24 protein-coding genes, 2 tRNA genes and 1 pseudogene are annotated in these 22,918 nt (G+C 42.0%); 11 read left to right on the forward strand and 16 right to left on the reverse strand.

Annotated elements, in window-relative coordinates:
- Positions 1 to 17: 17 nt before the first annotated feature.
- From Xbud_RS09995 to aspS, 7 genes are all read right to left on the reverse strand, one after another.
- On the reverse strand, positions 18 to 446 hold the full coding sequence (locus Xbud_RS09995; RefSeq protein ID WP_099135934.1) for a YgiW/YdeI family stress tolerance OB fold protein: 429 nt from the start codon (positions 444 to 446) through the stop codon (positions 18 to 20).
- A 142-nt stretch (positions 447 to 588) separates the two neighbouring features.
- Positions 589 to 1,596, reverse strand: a complete 1,008-nt coding sequence (gene ruvB / locus Xbud_RS10000) for a Holliday junction branch migration DNA helicase RuvB (protein ID WP_099135935.1) — start codon at positions 1,594 to 1,596, stop codon at positions 589 to 591.
- A gap of 16 nt (positions 1,597 to 1,612) precedes the next feature.
- Complete coding sequence (gene ruvA / locus Xbud_RS10005) at positions 1,613 to 2,230, reverse strand: Holliday junction branch migration protein RuvA (RefSeq protein ID WP_099135936.1); 618 nt, start codon at positions 2,228 to 2,230, stop codon at positions 1,613 to 1,615.
- Between the two features lie 80 nt (positions 2,231 to 2,310).
- A complete protein-coding gene (gene ruvC, locus Xbud_RS10010) occupies positions 2,311 to 2,832 on the reverse strand; it encodes a crossover junction endodeoxyribonuclease RuvC (protein WP_099135937.1) in 522 nt (173 codons plus the stop codon).
- Between the two features lie 122 nt (positions 2,833 to 2,954).
- The gene (locus Xbud_RS10015) at positions 2,955 to 3,698 is read right to left on the reverse strand and encodes a YebC/PmpR family DNA-binding transcriptional regulator (RefSeq protein WP_099136008.1); all 744 of its coding nucleotides are present in this window, start codon (positions 3,696 to 3,698) and stop codon (positions 2,955 to 2,957) included.
- Positions 3,699 to 3,789: 91 nt separating this feature from the next.
- On the reverse strand, positions 3,790 to 4,227 hold the full coding sequence (gene nudB, locus Xbud_RS10020; RefSeq protein WP_099135938.1) for a dihydroneopterin triphosphate diphosphatase: 438 nt from the start codon (positions 4,225 to 4,227) through the stop codon (positions 3,790 to 3,792).
- On the reverse strand, positions 4,227 to 5,996 hold the full coding sequence (gene aspS, locus Xbud_RS10025) for an aspartate--tRNA ligase (protein WP_099135939.1): 1,770 nt from the start codon (positions 5,994 to 5,996) through the stop codon (positions 4,227 to 4,229). Before aspS ends, nudB begins: the two co-directional genes overlap by 1 nt.
- 264 nt (positions 5,997 to 6,260) lie before the next feature.
- Here aspS and Xbud_RS10030 point away from each other — a divergent pair, with 264 nt between their 5' ends.
- From Xbud_RS10030 to cmoB, 3 genes are all read left to right on the forward strand, one after another.
- Entirely contained in the window at positions 6,261 to 6,659 is a 399-nt protein-coding gene (locus Xbud_RS10030) for an MAPEG family protein (protein ID WP_099135940.1), read from the forward strand.
- 150 nt (positions 6,660 to 6,809) lie between these two features.
- Entirely contained in the window at positions 6,810 to 7,565 is a 756-nt protein-coding gene (gene cmoA / locus Xbud_RS10035) for a carboxy-S-adenosyl-L-methionine synthase CmoA (protein ID WP_099135941.1), read from the forward strand.
- Positions 7,565 to 8,536 (forward strand): tRNA 5-methoxyuridine(34)/uridine 5-oxyacetic acid(34) synthase CmoB, encoded by a 972-nt coding sequence (gene cmoB, locus Xbud_RS10040; RefSeq protein ID WP_099135942.1) that lies wholly within the window; start codon positions 7,565 to 7,567, stop codon positions 8,534 to 8,536. The genes cmoA and cmoB overlap by 1 nt, the downstream gene beginning before the upstream one ends.
- A 141-nt stretch (positions 8,537 to 8,677) precedes the next feature.
- Here cmoB and cutC read toward each other — a convergent pair whose 3' ends face one another.
- On the reverse strand, positions 8,678 to 9,424 hold the full coding sequence (gene cutC / locus Xbud_RS10045) for a copper homeostasis protein CutC (RefSeq protein ID WP_099135943.1): 747 nt from the start codon (positions 9,422 to 9,424) through the stop codon (positions 8,678 to 8,680).
- A gap of 486 nt (positions 9,425 to 9,910) precedes the next feature.
- On the opposite strand from cutC, the gene argS reads away from it, so the two are divergent.
- On the forward strand, positions 9,911 to 11,641 hold the full coding sequence (gene argS, locus Xbud_RS10050; protein ID WP_099135944.1) for an arginine--tRNA ligase: 1,731 nt from the start codon (positions 9,911 to 9,913) through the stop codon (positions 11,639 to 11,641).
- 69 nt (positions 11,642 to 11,710) lie between these two features.
- Here the strand turns inward: argS and murJ are convergent, their stop codons facing one another.
- Both murJ and rimJ read right to left on the reverse strand, forming a co-directional pair.
- The gene (gene murJ, locus Xbud_RS10055) at positions 11,711 to 13,246 is read right to left on the reverse strand and encodes a murein biosynthesis integral membrane protein MurJ (RefSeq protein ID WP_099136009.1); all 1,536 of its coding nucleotides are present in this window, start codon (positions 13,244 to 13,246) and stop codon (positions 11,711 to 11,713) included.
- 229 nt (positions 13,247 to 13,475) lie between these two features.
- Entirely contained in the window at positions 13,476 to 14,048 is a 573-nt protein-coding gene (gene rimJ / locus Xbud_RS10060) for a ribosomal protein S5-alanine N-acetyltransferase (RefSeq protein WP_099135945.1), read from the reverse strand.
- Between the two features lie 176 nt (positions 14,049 to 14,224).
- Between rimJ and mdtH the strand changes: the two genes are divergently transcribed.
- Together mdtH and Xbud_RS10070 are read left to right on the forward strand one after the other, a co-directional pair.
- Positions 14,225 to 15,430 (forward strand): multidrug efflux MFS transporter MdtH, encoded by a 1,206-nt coding sequence (gene mdtH, locus Xbud_RS10065; protein WP_099135946.1) that lies wholly within the window; start codon positions 14,225 to 14,227, stop codon positions 15,428 to 15,430.
- Between the two features lie 50 nt (positions 15,431 to 15,480).
- Entirely contained in the window at positions 15,481 to 16,044 is a 564-nt protein-coding gene (locus tag Xbud_RS10070) for a lipoprotein (protein ID WP_099135947.1), read from the forward strand.
- 112 nt (positions 16,045 to 16,156) lie between these two features.
- Here Xbud_RS10070 and Xbud_RS10075 read toward each other — a convergent pair whose 3' ends face one another.
- Positions 16,157 to 16,699: a TorD/DmsD family molecular chaperone gene (locus Xbud_RS10075; RefSeq protein ID WP_099135948.1), complete on the reverse strand. Its 543-nt coding sequence runs from the start codon at positions 16,697 to 16,699 to the stop codon at positions 16,157 to 16,159.
- A gap of 96 nt (positions 16,700 to 16,795) precedes the next feature.
- Positions 16,796 to 17,737, reverse strand: a complete 942-nt coding sequence (gene ghrA, locus Xbud_RS10080; RefSeq protein WP_099135949.1) for a glyoxylate/hydroxypyruvate reductase GhrA — start codon at positions 17,735 to 17,737, stop codon at positions 16,796 to 16,798.
- Positions 17,738 to 18,048: 311 nt separating this feature from the next.
- Between ghrA and Xbud_RS10085 the strand changes: the two genes are divergently transcribed.
- The 3 genes from Xbud_RS10085 (at position 18,049) to Xbud_RS10095 (ending at position 19,644) form a co-directional block, all read left to right on the forward strand.
- Positions 18,049 to 18,138: transfer RNA gene (locus Xbud_RS10085), tRNA-Ser, on the forward strand.
- A gap of 23 nt (positions 18,139 to 18,161) precedes the next feature.
- Positions 18,162 to 18,251, forward strand: a tRNA-Ser gene (locus Xbud_RS10090).
- Positions 18,252 to 18,486: 235 nt separating this feature from the next.
- Entirely contained in the window at positions 18,487 to 19,644 is a 1,158-nt protein-coding gene (locus Xbud_RS10095) for an iron-containing alcohol dehydrogenase (RefSeq protein WP_099135950.1), read from the forward strand.
- A 74-nt stretch (positions 19,645 to 19,718) separates the two neighbouring features.
- Here the strand turns inward: Xbud_RS10095 and Xbud_RS10100 are convergent.
- Positions 19,719 to 20,159, reverse strand: a pseudogene (locus tag Xbud_RS10100) (zinc-binding dehydrogenase); the annotation flags it as partial.
- A gap of 46 nt (positions 20,160 to 20,205) precedes the next feature.
- Between Xbud_RS10100 and Xbud_RS10105 the strand changes: the two are divergent.
- Complete coding sequence (locus tag Xbud_RS10105; protein ID WP_145956623.1) at positions 20,206 to 20,619, forward strand: lyase family protein; 414 nt, start codon at positions 20,206 to 20,208, stop codon at positions 20,617 to 20,619.
- A 162-nt stretch (positions 20,620 to 20,781) separates the two neighbouring features.
- Entirely contained in the window at positions 20,782 to 21,192 is a 411-nt protein-coding gene (locus tag Xbud_RS10110; protein WP_099135953.1) for a LysE/ArgO family amino acid transporter, read from the forward strand.
- 73 nt (positions 21,193 to 21,265) lie between these two features.
- On the opposite strand, the gene Xbud_RS10115 is transcribed toward Xbud_RS10110, so the two are convergent.
- The 3 genes from Xbud_RS10115 to Xbud_RS10125 all read right to left on the reverse strand — a co-directional run bounded on the left by Xbud_RS10115 (position 21,266) and on the right by Xbud_RS10125 (position 22,878).
- Positions 21,266 to 21,817 carry a DUF6622 family protein gene (locus Xbud_RS10115; protein WP_244589906.1) on the reverse strand — a complete coding sequence of 184 codons (552 nt, stop codon included), beginning with the start codon at positions 21,815 to 21,817 and terminating at the stop codon, positions 21,266 to 21,268.
- A 157-nt stretch (positions 21,818 to 21,974) separates the two neighbouring features.
- Complete coding sequence (locus Xbud_RS10120) at positions 21,975 to 22,346, reverse strand: VOC family protein (RefSeq protein WP_209026616.1); 372 nt, start codon at positions 22,344 to 22,346, stop codon at positions 21,975 to 21,977.
- 106 nt (positions 22,347 to 22,452) lie between these two features.
- Positions 22,453 to 22,878: an SRPBCC family protein gene (locus Xbud_RS10125; protein WP_099135956.1), complete on the reverse strand. Its 426-nt coding sequence runs from the start codon at positions 22,876 to 22,878 to the stop codon at positions 22,453 to 22,455.
- Positions 22,879 to 22,918: the final 40 nt, after the last annotated feature.

The raw sequence follows: 22,918 nt of genomic DNA on the forward strand, positions 1-22,918 counted from the left end.
AGGTTGCTAATGATAAATCACAAACGGCGATTATTCCTATTTCTCTGTACTGAATATACTCCGCTAATCACATTGAGCAATTTAGACCCGTTTGCCCTGATACTGTTCCAATCCTTGTCCACTTCGCCTTCGATATGAACTTTATCGCTCGGAGTGATCGTCTGACCCAGCCAGATTTTGTCATCAATGTCAACGTAAACAGAACCACTGTTATCCTTGAACTCATAGAGTTCGTGGCCAACCTGTTTAACAATGTTACCTTCCAGAACAACCCATGCGTCATCATGAAGGGATTTTGCTTTCGCAACGCTGGTCAGGCCGAAAGTTGGGCCTTTAAATCCACCCTGAGAATAACCCGTGCTATCCGGGGAAACGAAACCTCCCTGCTGTGCTAAAGCATTAAAAGAAAGTGTGCTGAAAATGATAACGCCCAGTGTTTTTTTCATGTTTTTCTCTTTGATTGTGTGTGCAAATAAAAAACCCCGCAATCGCGAGGCTTGAAAAGTCAAAAAGCTGTGTGACATTGCTGTCACTTTCGTCACAATAGCATGATTTTTTCGTACACGTTAGCTATTTTTCAAGTAATTTTTACTCGCTTTCTTTACTTAAGCCAAAGTGCCGATAGGCGTGATTGGTTGCAATACGGCCTCGTGGTGTGCGCTGAATGAACCCTTGCTGGATAAGGAAAGGTTCCAGAACATCCTCTATGGTTTCCCGCTCTTCTCCAATTGCTGCCGCGAGGTTATCCAACCCAACCGGGCCACCCATAAATTTATCAATAATGGCAATCAGTAATTTACGGTCTAGGTAATCAAACCCTGCTGAATCCACATTCAGCATATCAAGGGCTTTCGCAGCAATATCACCGTTAACTGAACCATCGCCTTTTACCTGGGCAAAATCACGTACCCGACGCAGTAAGCGGTTTGTAATACGAGGAGTTCCACGGGAGCACATCGCAATTTGCCTTGCTCCGTCATCTGAAATACTCAACCCCATATAACGGGCACTGCGGGAAACAATGCTTTGCAAGTCATCCACATTATAAAATTCAAGGCGTTGTACAATACCAAACCGATCGCGCAAGGGAGAAGTCAAAGAGCCTGCGCGTGTTGTAGCCCCGACTAAGGTAAACGGAGGGAGATCAATTTTGATTGAACGGGCTGCCGGACCTTCTCCAATCATGATATCCAGTTGATAATCTTCCATTGCCGGATAGAGAATTTCTTCTACAACCGGAGACAACCGATGGATTTCATCTATAAACAGAACGTCATGAGGTTCAAGATTTGTCAGCATGGCCGCGAGATCGCCTGCTTTTTCTAATACCGGCCCTGAAGTTGTGCGAAGGTTAACCCCCATTTCGTTTGCAACAATATTTGCCAATGTGGTTTTACCCAATCCGGGCGGGCCGAAAATCAGCAGATGATCCAGCGCATCACCCCGTTGCCGCGCAGCCTGAATAAAGATCTCCATCTGCTCACAAACATGAGGTTGACCAACATATTCAGACAGCAATTTAGGCCTGATAGCGCGATCAATGGCTTCATCATCTTGCAGAACTTCTGCTGAGACCAGACGGTCAGCTTCAATCATTACTTAACTCCTGCAATTACAGAACCGCACGAAGTGCTTCTCGGATAAGAGTTTCACAATCTGCACCCGGTTTAGCAACTTTGCTGACCATCCGGCTGGCTTCCTGCGGTTTATATCCTAATGAAACCAGAGCTGCCGCTGCTTCTGCTTCAATATCAGCATCAGAATTAGCCGTTTGAGTTGCCGCTGGCAAATTAATGTCACTATTTTGATTAAACAGATCGCCCTTAAGCCCTTTAAAACGATCTTTCATTTCTACCACTAACCTTTCCGCTGTTTTTTTACCGACTCCCGGCAGTTTAACCAGAGAAGTAATGGCTTCTTGCTCAATAGCTGTCACGAATTGCTGAGCAGACATACCAGAAAGGATCGCCAGTGCCAGTTTCGGCCCGACGCCATTGACTTTAATCAGTTCGCGGAAAAGTGCACGCTCTTGCTTATCATTAAAACCATATAATAATTGCGCATCTTCACGCACAATAAATTGGGTAAATAAAATAGCTTCCTGGCCGATTTCAGGTAGTTCATAGAAACAGGTCATTGGCATATGAACTTCATAACCTACACCATTCGTTTCCAATAAAACCAATGGAGGCTGTTTTTCCAATACAGTTCCTCTCAAACGCCCTATCACTATTTACCCCCTGAAAATAAAAATAAATGATTCGATACAGCTTATAGCATAAAAAAAGCTGGACGTATATCCAGCCAAAGTTATTTCAGACGCCCTCGTGTCAAATTTAACCGTGGATCGCCTACACGGAGTAAATTTTGGCTCAGATGACAATGTGTAATTGCAATCGCTAAGGCATCTGCCGCATCAGCCTGTGGATTGGCCGATAGTTTCAGCATCGAACGTACCATATGCTGAACCTGAATCTTATCTGCTGCTCCAGTCCCAACAACCGTCTGTTTAACTTGGCGCGCCGCATACTCAAATACAGGAATGAATTCATTAACCGCAGCCACAATAGCTACACCACGAGCCTGCCCCAGTTTCAAAGCGGAGTCTGCATTTTTTGCCATAAAAACTTGCTCTATTGCAAAAGCATCAGGTTGGAATTGGGTAATGATTTCGGTAATACCTGCATAGATCCGTTGCAAACGGCTGGGAAGATCATCAACTTTTGTTCGAATACAACCACTACCAAGATAAATAAGTTGTCGTCCCTGCTGGCGGATAACACCATACCCTGTCACTCTGGAACCAGGGTCAATACCAAGAATAACCGCCATATCTATTTATTCACCTGTAGTATGGGATAAAAAAGATGGAATAAAAAAGCATGGAATAAAACGTTAGAGAAAGTGCTCTGACCCAAGGTGCACTTCCTCTACGCTGTGAATCCTGATGTTGATTACAGCTGAGCTGCAACTTCATCAGAGATTTCACCATTATGGTAAACCTCTTGAACGTCGTCAGAATCTTCAAGCATATCAATCAGACGAAGCAATTTAGGCGCAGTTTCCGCATCCAGTTCCGCTTTAGTAGATGGGATCATAGAAAGTTCAGCAGAATCCGCTTTGAAACCGGCTGCATCCAGCGCATCTTTAACGTCACCAAAAGTCTCTGGTGTAGTGTAAACGTCGATCGCGCCATCATCATAAGTTTCAACATCATCAGCACCTGCTTCCAAAGCCGCTTCCATTACAGCATCTTCATCCAGACCCGGTGCGTAAGAAATCACGCCCTTTTTGGTGAACAGATAGGCAACAGAGCCGTCAGTCCCTAGGTTACCACCCGTTTTGGTAAATGCGTGACGAACATCAGAAACTGTACGGTTACGGTTATCGCTCAGGCACTCGACCATTACAGCAGTACCACCCGGGCCGTAACCTTCATAAATGATAGTTTCCATATTATCTGACTCGTCGTTACCAACACCACGGGCAATAGCGCGGTTTAAAGTATCACGAGTCATATTGTTGGACAGTGCCTTGTCGATTGCAGCACGAAGACGTGGGTTAGAATCAGGATCACCTCCGCCCAAACGTGCAGCGGTTACCAACTCGCGGATAATTTTGGTGAAGATTTTACCGCGTTTTGCATCCTGCGCAGCTTTACGATGTTTCGTATTGGCCCACTTACTATGACCTGCCATGAAAATATCTCCGATAAAACGTTTATTACCCTGCACACCCCAATCTGCTCGTTTTGTTCACTGCAAATTGAAATCCATCAGGCTTGATAGACTAAATAACAAATTCTTCAATTGCCTGCCGATTGCTCCATGATTTAGTCAACTTAGCAGCCTCTTCCGCTACCAGCCATCGATAAGTCAGGTGCTCCGTCAGCAAAATTTCACGCTCCTCAGGTAACGCCAGCAAAAACCAATGTTCTTTGTTTCGCGTCACACCGGGAGCATATCGATAGCGTAAATGTGAAAAAATTTCATAATAAAGACAGTGCTGACAATCTATCAGTTCAAGATCCGCACTACTGGCAATATTAATACCGATCTCTTCCTGTACTTCACGCAACGCTGCCTGATAAGGCTTTTCGTCTTCTTCCAGACTACCGGTAACAGATTGCCAAAAATCAGGATCGTCCCGCCTCTGTAACATTAGCACCCTTTTGCTGTTGGCAGCATAAATAACAACCAGTACAGATTCAGGGCGCTTATAGTTCATTATTCGCTCTCTTTTTTAGTAACTGAAATAGCTAATTCTTCCAGTGCCGCCGGATTGGCGTAGCTCGGTGCTTCAGTCATCAGACATGCCGCCGCTGTCGTTTTCGGAAATGCGATAACATCACGGATATTATCAGTATCCGTCAACAACATAACGAGGCGATCCAGACCGAAGGCCAGCCCAGCATGAGGAGGAGTACCATATTTCAGTGCATTCAGAAGGAAGCCAAATTTTTCCTGCTGTTCTTCTTCATTGATACCCAGAATATGGAATACCGCCTGCTGCATATCATTACGATGGATACGGACAGATCCGCCACCCACTTCGTAACCATTGACAACCATATCATAAGCATTGGCGATGGCAGATTCCGGCTTACTTTCCAGATCTTCGGCAGACATATCACGTGGAGAAGTAAATGGATGGTGCATTGCAACCAGCCCACCCTCTCCGTCGTCTTCAAACATCGGGAAGTCAATGACCCAAAGTGGTTTCCAGCTTGTCAGATCAGTCAGATTCAGATCACGGCCTAATTTCAGACGCAGTGCCCCCATCGCATCAGTGACAATATTTTTTTGATCTGCACCGAAGAACAGGATATCGCCATCCTGTGCATTAGTGCGGGACAACAGGCCCTCCACCACTTCTGCGGACAAGAATTTAGCAATCGGGCTTTGAACACCTTCCAGACCTGCGGCTCGATTATTGACTTTCATCCATGCCAATCCTTTCGCACCATAGATACCAACAAACTTACCGTATTCGTCAATTTGCTTACGGCTCAGTTCAGCACCACCCGGTACACAAATTGTTGCTACACGCCCTTTTGGATCGTTTGCAGGTTCTGCGAAAACGGAAAATTCCACTGCTTTGACCAGATCAGCAACATCAACTAATTCCAGCGGGTTACGCAGATCCGGTTTATCAGAACCAAAGCGACGCATAGCTTCAGCAAACGTCATGATTGGGAACGTTCCTAAATCGACACCACGGACTTCCAGCCATAGCTCACGGATCATTCTTTCCATGATTTCACGGACCTGCTCAGAAGTCATAAATGAGGTTTCGACATCAATCTGAGTAAATTCAGGCTGACGATCTGCACGCAGGTCTTCGTCACGGAAGCATTTTACAATCTGATAATAACGGTCAAAACCGGACATCATCAGTAATTGTTTAAACAACTGTGGAGACTGAGGCAGTGCATAAAATTTGCCTTTATGAACACGGCTTGGTACTAGATAATCCCGCGCACCTTCCGGTGTTGCTTTAGTCAGCATTGGTGTTTCCACATCCAGAAAACCAGCATCATCCATAAAATGACGAACAAAACTGGTGATTTTTGCTCGGGTCTTTAAGCGCTGTGACATTTCAGTACGACGCAGATCAAGATAGCGATATTTCAAGCGCTGTTCTTCACTGTTATTCTGGTTGCTGTCCAGTGGCAATGGTTCTGAACGGTTGAAGATTTCAAGGCTTTCAGCGAAAACTTCAATTTCTCCTGTTGCCATATCTTTATTAATCTGGCTGTCAGGACGGGCACGTACAGTCCCCGTAATTTGAATACAAAACTCATTACGCAGTTCAGAAGCCTGAGCAAATGCGTCTTTTTTATCCGGATCAAAGAATACCTGAACGATACCTTCGCGATCTCGCATATCAATAAAAATCAGGCCACCCAAATCACGACGACGGTTTACCCAACCACAAAGAGTCACTTTTTGGCCTTCATGGGCCCGGCTCAACTGCCCACAATAATTAGTACGCATACAATATCCTTTTACTCAGCTCGTTATGCATTCTGCTGCGGAAATTTTGGCATTGTTCTTTTAGGAAGAATTGTCAAAAAAGGAGAGCATTATACTGGAAATTCCATCCAGAGATAAGGCTATAACACGGTTCCTGCCAAGACAATTTTTTCTATCGGATAAATCAGATAGAATTTATCATTAAGTATTATGATTTATAGCGACAGTTTTACTTTTGAGGTTTATCATCAGTTAGCCGTTTTTGGTTAGGCAATGGAGTTATAAATGATTAGCTCACTTTATATCGTATTGGGCGCACTACTGGTAATTAAACTGTCTTTTGATGTAATTAAGTTAAGAACACAGTATCGGGTTACATCTGGTGATGGCGGTTTTTACGAATTACAGACAGCCATTCGCATTCATGGTAACGCTGTTGAATATATCCCTATTTCTCTACTCTTATTATTGATAATGGAGATGAATGGCGCAGCCGTATGGATGCTGCATATTTGTGGCATATTGTTACTTGCAGGCAGGTTATTACACTACTATGGCCTGCATCATCGTGAGTTCCGCTGGCGGCGAATGGGCATGGCTGCAACATTTATGTCAATGATAATAATGATTGTGGCTAATATATACTATTTGCCCTGGGAACAGATATTTTCTCCCTATTCGTAACCTATATTTAACTGATAAAGAAGCCAATTATTGATTTGAATTGGCATCTTTTTGGCTGCCTGAAAGGTTCTATTGGATTAGCTCTTTCTGCCTTTTCTTGCATTCTGTTAGAATAGCCAATTCTTAATTGTTTTCAAAATCAATGTCGTTATGTCAAATCAAGATCCTCACAATCAACGGGACAGTCTGTTCTCTACTCCAATCGCTAAATTAGGAGACTGGAGTTTTGACGAACGTGTCGCCGAAGTCTTTCCAGACATGGTGAAACGCTCCATTCCTGGCTACTCAAATATCATTTCCATGATCGGTATGCTGGCAAGCCGCTTTGTGACTCCGGGCAGCCAGATCTACGATCTCGGTTGTTCTCTCGGTGCAGCAACCTTATCCATTCGCCGCAATATCAATTCTGATGACTGCCGCATTATCGCTATTGATAATTCATCCGCCATGATTGAGCGTTGCCGCCGTCATATTGACGCCTTCAAAGCAAAAACGCCTGTTGAAGTGATCGAGCAGGACATTCTTGATACCGACATTCAAAATGCCTCAATGGTGGTATTAAATTTCACATTGCAGTTCCTTCATCCTGAAGATCGCCAGAAAATATTAGACAAAATCTATGCCGGGATGAAACCCGGTGGCGTTTTGGTACTGTCTGAAAAATTCAATTTTGAAGATCAGGACATTGGTAAATTACTATTCAACATGCACCACGACTTCAAACGAGCCAATGGTTATAGCGAACTAGAAATCAGTCAAAAACGTAGCATGCTGGAAAATGTCATGCGGACAGATTCTATTGAAACTCACAAATCACGTCTGAAAAAATCTGGTTTTCAGCATGCAGAAGTGTGGTTCCAGTGTTTCAATTTTGGCTCACTATTAGCCATAAAAGGAGCTGAATAATGATCAATTTCGGTAACTTTTATCAGCTAATTGCTAAAAACCATCTGAGCCATTGGCTAAATTGCCTGCCCATCCAATTAAGTGACTGGCAGAAAACATCATTGCATGGTCAGTTTAGTTCGTGGATAAAAATTCTGGAAAATTTGCCTAATATCAAACCCACTCATATGGACCTGAAAAATGGGGTTATTGCTACACATGAACCCGATCTATCAGCAGGGGAAAAAACGCGTATCCACAATATACTGAAACTTCTGATGCCATGGCGTAAAGGGCCTTTTTCATTTTATGGTATTGAAATTAATACCGAATGGCGTTCTGACTGGAAATGGGATCGTGTTCTGCCTCATATTTCTTCTTTAGAAGGCAAAACTGTACTTGATGTCGGTTGTGGTAGTGGTTACCACATGTGGCGCATGGTAGGTGAAGGGGCCGAATTAGTGGTAGGTATCGATCCTACCCAACTTTTCCTTTGCCAATTTGAAGCCGTCAGAAAACTGCTGGGCAATGACCAACGTGTGCATCTTCTTCCACTGGGTATTGAGCAATTACCTGAACTGCAAGCTTTCGATACCGTATTCTCTATGGGAGTACTTTACCATCGCCGCTCTCCCTTTGATCATCTGTGGCAGCTAAAAAATCAACTGATTTCTGGCGGTGAACTGGTGCTGGAAAGTTTGGTGATCGAAGGTGATGAAAACCACTGCCTCATTCCAGGTGAGCGTTACGCGCAAATGCGAAATGTTTACTTTATTCCTTCAGCTAAGATGTTAAAAACATGGTTGGAAAAATGTGGTTTTATTGATGTCAGAATTGTTGATCATGCAATTACAACAACCGATGAACAACGCCGGACAGAGTGGATGAAAACAGAATCTTTGGTTGATTTCCTTGATCCATCAGATCAAAGTAAAACAATAGAAGGATACCCAGCACCACTGCGTGCTGTTCTCATTGCCCGCAAGCCTTAATCCTGCAAAAAATATAAATAGTATATTGATGTGTGAATTGCCCGTTATGGCAGTTCACACCCTCAATACTCAGATGCTACTAGTTGTTCAGATACGACTAATTGTTTAGATACTACTTTCGTAAGGCCAATCATAGCTAGACTAGCGATCGATCAAGCTCATCACACCCTTCATGGATTCCACTAACTCAGGATCGACACTGTAATGAGAATATTCCCCCATTTCGCTATTTTCAGAACTCATACTCACCCCCGCCTTACGGTAATTCATCTTAGAAGATACAATCTTACCTGCTGAGCTATGAACCTCCGCCACCCCAATCTCTAAAAACTTACTGATATTACTGGCCCGGACACCCGCTCCAGGCATAATGCTTGGCCCACGACTCGCTTGTGACAGCTCTTTTAACAAATGTAAACCTAGTTCAGCACTATTTTGCTGGCCAGACGTCAAGATACGCTTTACTCCAAGATCGGTAAGTTTTTCCAATGCGTTAAGAGGGTCACAGCACATATCAAAAGCACGGTGAAAAGTGACCGCCATATTCCCTGCCAATGCCATTAATTGCCTCATACGCAACATATCAACCTTCCCTTCTTCGTCCAAAACACCGAAGGAAACGCCGGGAAACCCCATATCACGAATAAGGGAAACATCATTTTTCATGGCCTCAAAATCCAGTTTATCGTAACAGAAATCTCCACCTCTGGGCCGGACAATTGGATGAACAGGAATAGATAGGCACTGTAACGACTGTTGCAATGCGCCTGTACTGGGTGTTAAACCACCTTCTAACGGGCCTGCACTCAGTTCAATTCGATCGGCCCCTGCTTCTTGTGCAACCAGAGCACAACTTATGCTATAACAGCAAATTTCTAGCTTTAACATTAAAAGCCCCTTGAATATCAATCTGCCAACACGTCATAAATAGATTCGAAATATTTCATTACCGAACTTATTAACTATGACAACTATATTTTTAAAATGGCATGTCAGAAATCACAAGATCAGAGTTTTTTACTGAAATAACACAATAAAAAAGTCACTTTTGCCAAGCACTCCGCATTTCTGTCAATGCTTCTTGATAGAAAGCGAATAATACTTGATCGAGATTACATTCTCATTTAAGGACAGTTTCATTTTAAGTTATTTATCTTGACGAAGGTCTACAACACGATTTTCCCCGACTACCTCGACGAAGAATCCACCGAAAGAGAGCCGAAAAACAAAAAGTAACCCTGCCAACGCGGGCTGGCAGTAGCATGCAGAGTATTGAATATGGTATAAACCCCGTTATTTTCTCATAACCCACACGCTTGAAAATGCTGCATTATAAAGATGTGTGATTTTTAGCGCGTAACTTAAGGTAACACTGTGAATATACAGGCTATTCTTTCAGGAAAGATCAGTAGTGCGCTGATTGCAGCTGGTGCTCCAACCGATAGTGAAGCTCACGTTCGCCAATCTGCAAAGGCACAATTTGGTGACTATCAGGCAAATGGTGTCATGGCGGCAGCTAAAAAAGCAGGTATGCCTCCCCGACAACTGGCAGAAAAAGTCGTCAATTTGCTGGATCTGCAAGGAATTGCCAGCAAAGTCGAAATCGCTGGCCCCGGCTTTATCAACATTTTTCTTGATAAAGAGTGGGTTGCCACAAATACAGAAAACGCACTGAAAGCTGAAAAACTGGGCATTTCTCCTGTAGAGCCGCAAACTATCATTATCGACTATTCTGCTCCTAATGTTGCTAAACAGATGCATATTGGTCATATCCGCTCTACCATCATTGGTGATGCTGCTGCACGTACTCTTGAATTCCTCGGCCATAAAGTCATTCGCGCTAACCATCTTGGTGACTGGGGAACCCAATTCGGGATGCTGATCGCTTACCTGGAGAAAGTGCAGAATGAAAATGCCAAAGATATGGCATTAGCAGATCTGGAAGAGTTCTATCGCGCCGCCAAGAAAAACTACGACGAAGATGAAGAATTTGCCATTCGTGCCCGTAACTATGTAGTGAAACTGCAAGGCGGGGACGAATATTGTCGTAACATGTGGCGCAAATTGGTTGAGATAACCATGTCACAAAATCAGGCAACCTATAATCGCCTGAATGTCACTCTGACAGAAAAAGATGTTATGGGTGAAAGCCTGTATAACGATATGCTGCCGGGGATCGTTGCTGACCTGAAACAACGTGGCATTGCTGTTGAAAGTGATGGGGCGACTGTGGTTTACCTTGATGAATTCAAGAATAAAGAAGGTGAACCAATGGGCATTATCATCCAGAAGAAAGATGGTGGTTATCTTTACACCACTACAGATATTGCCTGTGCCAAATACCGCCATGAAGTGCTGAATGCTGATCGGGTTCTCTACTATATTGATTCACGCCAGCATCAACATCTGATGCAAGCCTGGTCAATTGTACGTAAAGCTGGCTACATCCCTGAATCCATGTCACTGGAACATCATATGTTCGGCATGATGCTGGGTAAAGATGGAAAACCATTCAAAACCCGTGCAGGTGGTACAGTGAAATTATCTGATTTACTGGATGAAGCTATTGAACGCGCGGATATGCTTATCCGTGAGAAAAATCCGGATATGCCGGAAGATGAACTGAAAAAAGTCGTCGAAGCAGTAGGCATCGGTGCAGTGAAATATGCCGATCTTTCCAAAAGTCGTACCACAGACTATGTATTTGACTGGGATAATATGCTGGCCTTTGATGGCAACACCGCGCCTTATATGCAGTATGCTTATACCCGCGTCTCTTCTATCTTCAAACGCGCTGAAATTGATGAAAACAGCCTGACATTACCAATCGTTCTGAACGAAGAGCGTGAACAAGCATTGGCTACCCGTTTGTTGCAGTTTGAAGAAACCATCATTACTGTAGCCCGTGAAGGGACACCGCATGTGATGTGTGCTTATCTGTATGACCTGGCAGGCCTGTTTTCCGGTTTCTATGAACATTGCCCAATCCTGAACGCTGAAAGTGAAGAATTGCGCCAAAGCCGCCTGAAATTGGCGCTGTTGACGGCGAAGACCTTAAAACAAGGTCTTGATACTTTAGGTATCCAGACTGTAGAACGGATGTAACAGCATCTTATAAAAACGGGCGTAAAATGATTTTTCCGCCCGTTTTTTTCTGGCAATGTCAGATAATCACTATAATCCCCGATGAGCAAAATCCTTTAATCGGAACCCCATCAAAGCTAATGCCGCAAAATAGCTACCAGCCCCAGCAATGACAATGCCCATCAATCGCAACAAGCGCAATGCCATATTACCCTGCTCCCAGGCAGGCATAATCCACAACATTGTCAGTAATACCCCCACCATCACTACAATCGCCACTAACAACTTAAGCAAGAATACGCCCCATCCTGCTAATGGTTTGAATATTTCACGTTTACGCAATTGCCAGTAGAGCATAGCTGCATTAAAACAAGCCGCTAAACCAATGGAAAGTGCCAACCCCGCATGTTTCAGTGGGCCGATAAAGGCAAGGTTCATTAGCTGAGTCAGAATCAAGGTAGCAATCGCAATCTTGACCGGCGTTTTAATATCCTGACGGGAATAAAAACCAGGGGCCAAAATTTTAACCACAATCAACCCCATTAACCCGAAGGAATAGGCAATCAGTGCTCGTTGCGTCATTTCTGCATCAAACGCGGAAAAATTACCATACTGAAAAAGTGAAACTGTCAAGGGTTCTGCCAGAATGCCCAACGCTACCGCGCAAGGGAGTGCTAAAAGAAAACAGAGACGTAATCCCCAGTCCATTAATTTACGATACTCTTCATGGTTTCCACTGGAAAAACTTTTCGCCAGAGAAGGCAACAAAATCGTTCCCAATGCCACACCTAACACTCCGGAAGGTAATTCCATTAAACGATCAGCGTAATACATCCATGAAACAGAGCCTGAAACCAGAAACGAGGCAAAAATTGTATTGATGATCAGAGAAATCTGGCTGACTGATACCCCCAGAATGGCAGGCCCCATCTGACGGATAACCCGCCATACACCACTGTCGCGGAAAGAAACACGCGGCAATACTAACATGCCTATTTTTTTCAGATGAGGAAGTTGGTATGCCAATTGCCAGATGCCACCAGCAACAACAGCCCATCCCAGAGCCATTACTGGTGGATTACAATAAGGTGCAACAAACAGTGAAAAGATAATCATGCTGATATTCAGCAGGGTTGGTGCAAAGGCGGGAACAGAAAAACGATTCCAAGTATTGAGGATCGCCCCTGCCAAAGATGCTAAAGAAATTAAAAAGATATACGGAAATGTGATTCTGAGTAAATCACGAGTTAAAACAAATTTGTCTGGTGTATCGGTAAAACCGGGCGCAGTAACATAAATAACCCAGGGTGCCGCGATCACACCAATCACTGTGACAATCGCCAGAATCAACGTCAACATACCTGAAACATAGGCAATAAACGTCCGTGTTGCTTCATCTCCCTGCTGATCTTTGTATTCAGCAAGAATAGGAACAAAAGCCTGCGAAAAAGCACCCTCAGCAAAAATGCGGCGTAACAGGTTAGGTAATTTGAAGGCAACAAAAAAGGCGTCTGTTGCCACTCCTGCACCAAATATACGAGCAATAATGGCATCACGAATGAAGCCCAGCACGCGTGAAAACATCGTCATTGAACTGACTGCTGCCAGTGATTTTAATAAATTCATAATATTATTTAAAAAGTCTATTTTTATGACATGCATATGAAAGCGTAAAGCAATTCCACCAGACATGCTCAACATGACAAAGCACAACGATCTATGGTAAAGAATATGATCTGATGAGATAGCACTGATAGGCAAAGTTTAACAGACAAAAACTCTGTCTACATTGGCTATCTCTTTTTTATTAATTATTTTTATACCTGCAAACTCAGAAAATAATCCTTCACCTTTTTTACCAGTTATCATCAGTCAATGCGGTCAGAACATGATCTTGCCAGACTCCATCTATCATTAGGTATTTCCTGGCATATCCTTCCCGCTCAAAATTCAGTTTTTTGAGCAAGTTTCCACTTCTATGATTGTGCGGCATATAGTTGGCCATAATTCGGTGCATTTTCTGATCACGCTGCATATAACGGATAGCAGGTTGTAACGCTTCATACATTAACCCCTGCCCTTGTCGTTTTTCCGCCAAAGAGTAGCCAAGATAACAAGAATGGAATGCGCCACGTACAACATTGGTGAAATTTGCCACTCCGATAATTTCGCGTTCATCAAGGCCTAACAATACAAAATTGAATATCGTATTTTGCCGTTGTAATTCTGCAAAATAACTCAGTCTGTTTATCCAGCCCGAAGGCTGGTAAAAACTGCTATCCCTTGTTGGCTCCCACGGTTTAAGAAAATCTTTATTTTCTGAATAATATTCAGCCAAACGATAAGCATCACGTTCATATACCAGACGAACAACCATCCTATCTGTAATAAAACGAACTTTAGGCGATGTAGACCGATAACCAAACATGCCTTCTCCTGATATTTATTTTGCAAAAACTCTGAATAATTTATCGCTAATAAAAAGTAATATCATTGTCTCACGATAAAAAAATATCATCTATAAACCCTCTATCCTAAAGATAAGATTACGTCCAGAATGATAGAAATTTCATTATTTACTTCCTTATATCTCAATGGTGCGAAATGTCATCGGTTTCACAAGCCCGTAGTTTAGGAAAATATTTTCTGTTATTTGATAATTTACTGGTCGTTTTAGGATTTTTCGTTGTTTTTCCATTAATTTCTATTCGTTTTGTCGAACAATTGGGTTGGGCGGCTGTCATTGTTGGTTTCGCATTGGGGCTTCGCCAACTCATTCAACAGGGATTAGGGATCTTTGGTGGAGCTATTGCTGATAAGTTTGGCGCCAAACCGATGATTGTCACTGGTATGTTATTGCGTGCATCAGGTTTTGCCCTGATGGCAATGGCCTCTGAACCGTGGATATTAATACTTTCCTGTGCTTTGTCTGCTCTGGGCGGAACACTGTTCGATCCACCAAGAGCTGCGCTGGTGATAAAATTAACCCGCCCTCATGAGCGTGGGCGCTTCTATTCACTACTGTTGATGCAAGACAGTGCAGGAGCTGTGATTGGTGCACTGATAGGAAGCTGGTTATTACAATACAACTTCAATATCGTGTGCTGGATCGGAGCCGGAATTTTTGTTTTGGCCGCAATAGCTAATGCCTGGTTATTACCGGCATATCGTATTTCGACAATTCGATCTCCTATCAAAGAAGGCATGATAAGGGTCATTAAAGATCGACGATTCTTTTATTATGTACTGACCCTAACGGGATACTTTATTTTGTCAGTACAAGTCATGTTGATGTTCCCGATTGTTATCCATGAAATTTCCGGTAGCCATACAGCCGTTAAATGGATGTATGCCATTGAAGCCGCTATTTCCCTGACATTGCTTTACCCTATCGCACGTTGGAGCGAAAAATATTTCCGGTTGGAACAACGCCTGATGATGGGTTTATTTTTAATGAGTTTCTGCATGTTTCCAATCGGTTGGATCGACCAATTACATCTTCTGTTTGCCCTGATTGCCTTGTTTTATTTAGGCACAGTAACAGCAGAGCCTGCCCGTGAAATACTCAGCGCTGGGCTGGCTGATCCCAGAGCACGCGGCAGCTACATGGGGTTCAGCCGTTTAGGACTGGCTCTGGGTGGCGTATTTGGTTACACCGGTGGTGGCTGGCTTTATGATACAGGCCATGCTTTGAACATGCCTCAATTACCTTGGATCTTTTTGGGATTGATCGGCTTATTCACCATTTATGCACTTCACCGCCAATTTAATCAGAAAAAAATTGAGCCAGTCACCATTAGTAAACGTTAATGGTATAAGTAATGGTGTAAAATCTGCCCGTTGAAAATAAAGGAGACAATATGAAAAAATTTTTATTAGGGGCAGCATTAGTGCTGGTTGGTTTACTCAGTGGCTGTGATCAATTCAAGGATATCAGTATCAATGAAGGTCTGCTTAATGATTATCTATTAAAAAAAATACATTATCAGAAAGATATCAGCATTCCTGGAATAACAAGTGCCAATATTAGCCTGGGAAATTTAACCAGCCAGATAGGCCGTCAGGATCCGGAAAAAATTGAACTGACCAGTCAGGCAAAAGTTGAAATTGCAACAATATTTGGGTCTATACAAACTGATATGAAATTGACTCTCAGAGCTAAGCCCGTATTTGATGCAGAAAAAGGCGCTATTTTTGTTAAGGGACTGGAAATCGTGGACTATCAGACAACACCTGAAAAAGCGGCGAAACCCATCAAGGCATTGATGCCCTATCTGAACACTTCGTTAAGTGAATTTTTTGATACTCATCCGGTTTATGTTTTGAATCCAGAAAAAAGTAAGGTTGAAGCTGCTGCTACAAAATTCTCCAAGGGATTGGAAATTAAACCGGGTAAACTGGTTATCGGACTAACTGATAAATAATTTTAATTGTCTTTGAAATAATAAGGGGTAAATTATGATAAATAATTTGCCCCTTATTTTAGCAATAATTCACTCAATTATCGTCTGAAATGGAATTAACAAAGTGACAACATCACTCAGACTCTAATTCTTCACGTAATGCCTGTAATGCCTCACGGCTAATAATAGCCAGAGTTCGATAAAAACCACTGATGGCATGTGCTTCAACTTTTCCAAGAAATTGCCCACACCATGGCAATAAATATTCATCAAACAATGTTATTTGGGCCTGAACTTCATCTTCTGCCGCCTGCTCTTCTAACCATGATGCTGCCAGCAATAAAGAACCAAACTGATCTGCCGCAGTATCCGATAATGGCATTCCCCGCGCTATCAGGAATTGACGCACTTCATTTTCTGTTCCGTCAGTATAGTCAGAGCGACAAATAGCGACCTTAGCTGACTCTCCTACAAATAAAGCCTGATAATCAGACTCTATTACGGACAATTCGCAATTTTGTTGTAAGCGATCCAACAACTCATTTTGCTCTAAAGGCCATGCTTGTTTTAACTTTCCTTCAGCAACCATAGTCATCAAAGGTTGTAACAATGGATCTTGTGGTGCTCGATTAAACAGCGTACCCAGTATGCGGCAAATAATAGAAAATTCGTTCATGATTTAATTTAATCCCAACAACTTAAAATAAAACTACAACTTGAAAGATAATGGATATATTGTCCCTAATCCTCAGCTATGTTGTAAAGCTGCTTATTAATATCCAAGTGACATATCCACAAGGCCAGTTGGTGTTTCCCCTTGTTCTATTCGTTGGATATTTTCACTAATGATATCCATCGCCAGTTCAGGAATGGTCGTTGCGGCAACATGCGGCGTAATATTGATACGAGGATGAGTCCAGAATGGGTGCATATTTGATAAAGGCTCTTCTGCAAACACATCAAGCGTTGCACCTGCGATATATCCTTTATCAATGGCAGTCAGGAGATCTTGCTCAACAAGGTGAGAACCTCTTGCTATGTTAATAATATACGCTGCCTTTTTTAACTGACTGAATAACGATAGGTTTAAAATCCCACGGGTTTCAGGTGTATTAGGAAGAAGGTTAATCAACACTTTACAACCAGAAAGAAATTCACCTAATTGTTCCTTTCCATAAAAACTTTCAACATTATCAAATTCTTTTGCTGTCTTACTCCAGCAACGCACAGTGAAATCAAACTCCATCAACTTCCCAATCACACTACGCCCCAATACTCCTGCACCTAATACCCCAATAACGAAATCTTTCCGGTTGTGAGGAAGTAGTAGCTGCCAAATACGTTGCTCCTGATACCGTTTATACTCATCCATTCGGCGGAAATAGTATAAAACTGAACTAATGGCATATTCCTGCATCTGACGCCCCATGCCAGTATCTTCGAGGCGAATCAATGGAACCTTAGCAGGTAACATGCCGGGATTGTTTAACTCTTGCTCGAGAATGGAATCAACACCAGCACCCAACGCAAATATTCCTTTGAGATTTTCACGATTCGCTAACATTTCATAAGGAGGATGCCAAACAAGAGCATAATCAGCCGGGGCATGATCTCCACTGACCCAGTTTCTCACTTTGGCAGTGGGCAGACGCTTTTCTATTCCTTGGATCCACTCATCGGCATCAAATGAAGGGCTAAAAAAAATGATGTTCATATAATCTCGTTCCATTATTGTTTTTTGATAGATTTAACCGATTTCTGAAAGGTTGCAAGTAACTATAGATGAATAGGATACGAAAACATTGATAATGTCACCCAGTTAACATATTTATTGCGACACGCTATAAAAGTGACATCCACTATTATAAGTGTTTGCCAGGCAATCAAATTGTTTTTTATTTGTCTAATCAGTCAAAAAGCCTGAAAAAATCGTGACAAGTCTGTTGACGCCTGCACTGCTTTTCCCTATAGTAGCGCCCCGTTGCAGCGACGAACACAGAAAGAATCCCTGCAACAACAAAATATGGTGAGGTGTCCGAGTGGTTGAAGGAGCACGCCTGGAAAGTGTGTATACGTGAAAACGTATCGAGGGTTCGAATCCCTCCCTCACCGCCATATTTTGAAAAAACTAAAAATACGGTGAGGTGTCCGAGTGGTTGAAGGAGCACGCCTGGAAAGTGTGTATACGCAAAAGCGTATCGAGGGTTCGAATCCCTCCCTCACCGCCACTTCTTTAAGAAAGCCTGATTGTCCTCACTAAACCAATTTAGTCATCTTCTTCCGAACCAATTTCTTATCTTTGATTGTTCATCGCAACATAGATCACTTCTCACGAATAATTTTCTAATAAACAATTTATTAAAAATATTGGTGATCATTTTATTTTTTCACCATCTATTGTCTTCGACATTTGACCAACCTCTTTTATCATTACCTTTATTTCCTAACGTTAAGGAGCTATATATGTCCACTGTCGTGTTACCTCGTATTATGGAAATAGGTGGTGGGACTATCATCAATCTTGCGAAAATTATGCAAAGTATCCGCAGTAAAAAACCGCTGATTGTGACAGACAAAATGATGGTTCAGTTAGGTTATCTCGATAAACTGCAATCTATCCTGCAAAAAGCTGGTATTGAAAGTGATGTCTATGCTGACACAATACCTGAACCTACTGCTGCTTCTATTCAGGCTGGGATTGAAAAGGTAAAAAGTGGTTTGTTTGACGCCGTTATTGCACTTGGAGGAGGAAGCCCGATTGACAGTGCAAAGGCCATCGCCGTGATTGGTAAATTTGGCGGAACAATCAACGAATATCGTTTCCCCCTCCAATTCAATGAACAAGGGCTACCTGTGATTGCCATTCCGACAACGGCAGGAACAGGTTCAGAATGTACTCGCTTCACAATTATTACTGATGAAAAAACCGACGAAAAATTGCTTTGCATAGGTACGGGATTCATGCCGATCGCCGCTATTATCGACTATGAGTTGACTATCAGCGTTCCGGCAAGAACGACGGCAGATACCGGCATTGATGCAATGACTCATGCCATTGAAGCCTATGTTAGCCGGAAAGCCAATCCCTATTCAGATAGCCAGGCTATTGCTGCCATGAAACTCATCGGCCCCAACCTGCGCAAGGTATATCATGACGGCAATAATAAAGCTGCCCGTGAAGCGATGATACTGGGTTCAACTCTGGCAGGCATTGCTTTTTCTAACTCTTCTGTTGCACTTGTACACGGTATGAGCCGCCCTATCGGCGCTTTCTTCCATGTTCCACATGGTTTATCCAATGCCATGTTACTTCCTGCCGTTACCCGTTTTTCTTTAGATGCAGCCAAAGAGCGTTATGCCGAATGCGCTCGCGCACTAACTTTTGCAAAACTAACAGACAATGACGATGTAGCCGGTGAAAAACTTCTGATAACTTTAGCCGATTTGAATAAAGAGTTTTCTGTGCCGACACCAGAGCAATTTGGTATCAATAAAACACGCTTCTTTGAGGTTGTGGAAATAATGGCAAAACAAGCTGAAGCCTCCGGTTCACCGGGTAATAATCCGCGTATTCCAACGATTGCAGAAATGGTAGCTATTTATAAGCAATTATGGAATTAATAGCCTGTTTATTACGGAAACATAATACCCTGTTAATCCAGGGTATTGCCCAGCACCTGCATTACATGGCCTTCTTATATAATCAACATAATCTTGCCGATATGTTTGCCACTTTCCATCAATGTGTGTGCTTCAGCAGCTTGTTCTAGTGGAAATATTTTAAAGATTTGGGGCCTAATCCTGCCCTGTTCCAACAACGGCCAAACTTTTTTATATAAATCGTGAGCTATAAATGCTTTATCTTCAATACTACGAGGACGCAACATTGAGCCAGTAAGCGTCAAACGCTTTTGCATCAAAGGGGATAAATTCAACTCTCTCACTTTACCATCCAACAAACCAATCTGAGCAATCCTGCCTTCTACAGCCGCCGCCTGAAAGTTTTTCGCTACATATTCTCCGGCAATCAGATCGACAATCACATCCGCCCCTCGCCCATTAGTCACCGAGTGAGTCTGCGCAACAAAATCTTCAGTCCGATAATTGATAGCAACATCCGCGCCTAATGAGAGGGTCGGTGAATTGGTTAAAGGAAAAGTTGGTCGCGTTTATGGTGCACTTATGCAGATCTTAACCATCAACAAAGGCATCCCGCTCGGCTACAACTGTGACCTGCAAGAAGATAAACCTATGCTGTGGGACGCCATTAATACCGTCAAATCGTCTGTCAGTATTAGTCATCGACAGATGATGACATCGATCTACCAATCTGAGCGGGCAACTGAATTATGTTGGAGAAATTTCTCTACGGTTACGGAATTGGCGAACCTGCTGGTGACTAATAAAAATATTCCTTTCAGGGAAACACACAAGATCAGTAGTATGTTAGTTCGTCAGTTAACAGAAATTCAGTCTGATCTACGAAACTTCGACTATATTCAAAAATACTTGGCTGAACACACGATCACTTTAAATATCGCTGAAATAAGTGAGTGTGTATCGCCAGACAAAGTAGTGCAGAAGGTTGAGGATTAAAACCGAACCAATTAAAGTACAGAGCAAAATATTTGAACGGATTATTGCTGAAGTTCATCACAGACCTCTATTTGAATTTACAGTAGGTTTGTGGTGATAACTTTATCATCGACTGACTGAAAACCCTTTTTGCTCCACTATATTTAATAACTATTTAATAATATGACTATTTTCCCTAATGTTCTCATCAGTCCCTTTTTCGTTGGCCTCGGTCTGATTGTTGCCATTGGTGCACAAAATATCTTTATTATAAAAGTCGGACTGCAAAAGAAGAATGTATTTCTTACCGCAACAACCGCGGCTACGTGTGATACATTACTGATAGCCCTTGGTACTGTTTTCATGAGTAATTTGGTGCAATTAGTGCCAATGGCCTTATTATTCGCAAAGTGGGCTGGTGTTGTGTTCCTGCTGTTTTATAGCCTTAACTCCTTACTCAATGCATTAAGAAAGCATCCGAGAGGCTGGAATGTTCATGAAAGTCATGCTAACTCTGCTGTATCAAAACTCAGTAAAGGGGTACTGATCCCCACTTTGGCATTTATTTTTCATACCGGGTTAATAACTATGTGACTGGGGTGAGCGAGTGAAGCCAACAAAAAAGCAACTTGAAATATAAAATGTATACTTGTATGATTTTTAAAGCTTATTTAACGCCTTTTTGCTTATTTTTATAATAAGGGATATATAAATTAAGTGTTCCTCCCCAAAAAATACCATCTGACAAACCACTGGCAAAGCCAAACAGCAAATTAAAGCTCAAAAAATGCATTAAAGTAGGATGGATAGCTATTGTAGCGGAAAGAATGAATTTGACGCAGAAAATGATAAGGATCACAATCAACGTTAAAGGGGTGCCCTGACGAATAATTAAATCACTTTCAGGTTTTTGTCTTAATCGTGGCTGAGAGTTCCATAATTTCCAGCCTATCGCAATACCTGCCAATATACCCACAATAAGCGACAGCAATGCAAAAACCTGAAAAACCGTTTCATGTAATACGCTGTAAACTGCCCAGATAAAAAACAATATAGGCAATAAAAACAAACGATTGGGATGCATTTCCCTATTGTCTAACGCCTTAATTCCGCGGAAAACCAAAAAGATAAATAAGAGCCAAACCCATATAGGTGTGTTTTTTATAACCATTAATATCGACATATCTTTCACCTTTCTCATATACTCTTCAGTTTTCAAGTTACAGCTTTTCTGGCTATATCTTGAAATCTATTGGTATAAAAAAATTAAGAGCCTAATACTATAGGCTCTTATTATAATTGTTCCTAAATGGATTCTCTATTTTGCTTATTTTTATTGCTGACAAGCTGCTACACTAAACGATCTTCCATATTCCCTAATCCAGAGGACATACCCGAATAATATGACCATCGGGATCTTCAACAAGAAAGGTTCGGCCAAACACCTCGGTATGAGGTTCCTGTAAGACTTTAATTGCAGGTTCCTGTTTCCATTTTTCAAACAATTTATCGATATCTTCACTGTTTGGTAACATAATACCGATTTCAGAAAATCGTGGAATTGCAAGATCTGGTTTTGTTCCTCCTGACCAAATAGCAAACAGCGCTTCTCCATCAGCAGGGAATGCCACATAGCGTGAGCTTACAAATATTGGTTCAGTATTAAAGATCATTTTATAAAACGCGGTTGAACGCTCAATATCAGTAACATAAACAAGCTGAAGATTAGGTTTAGCAAATATAGCCACGATATTACCCCCTATATTCATTTCATTAAATACATTTTTTATCAGTATTCAGATGAAACACTGATATCTCTTTTTTAATTTTTCCCTGGTGGTTCATATTTCTTATTTATTCAACAACTGCTTTCAATCTTAATACTGTTTCAACTAAATCATGTGTAACTTGTTTAAAGAGATCTTGAGACTGAATAACGGGAGTATTTACATCAGGCTCAAGTGACACCGCCAAATTAATACGGCGCGCTATTTTGTTCTCATCAATAATAATTTGATGACAAAACGTTAATATTCCTATGTTCGGTACACTGACCTGATCAGTAAATTCTTTATTTATTTCAATCTTTAAAAGATAGAAACGGATCTCTGGCATACCACTTAAGACCATTCTGCCGTATTGTCCGGTTTTTATTTCACCTTCAAATTGAAAAGATTCAAGATCAATTTCCCATTTTCTTCGTAAGTTAAAATCAACATAATGAGCCCAGATACAAGAGGGTTTGGCATTTACAGAGGAAGAAAAAGCCAAGGTTAACATAAAATATCTCCAACTAATCTATTGAACGTATTACTTAGAA

The sequence above is a fragment of the Xenorhabdus budapestensis genome, assembly GCF_002632465.1.
In the GTDB taxonomy this organism is placed as follows: domain Bacteria; phylum Pseudomonadota; class Gammaproteobacteria; order Enterobacterales; family Enterobacteriaceae; genus Xenorhabdus; species Xenorhabdus budapestensis.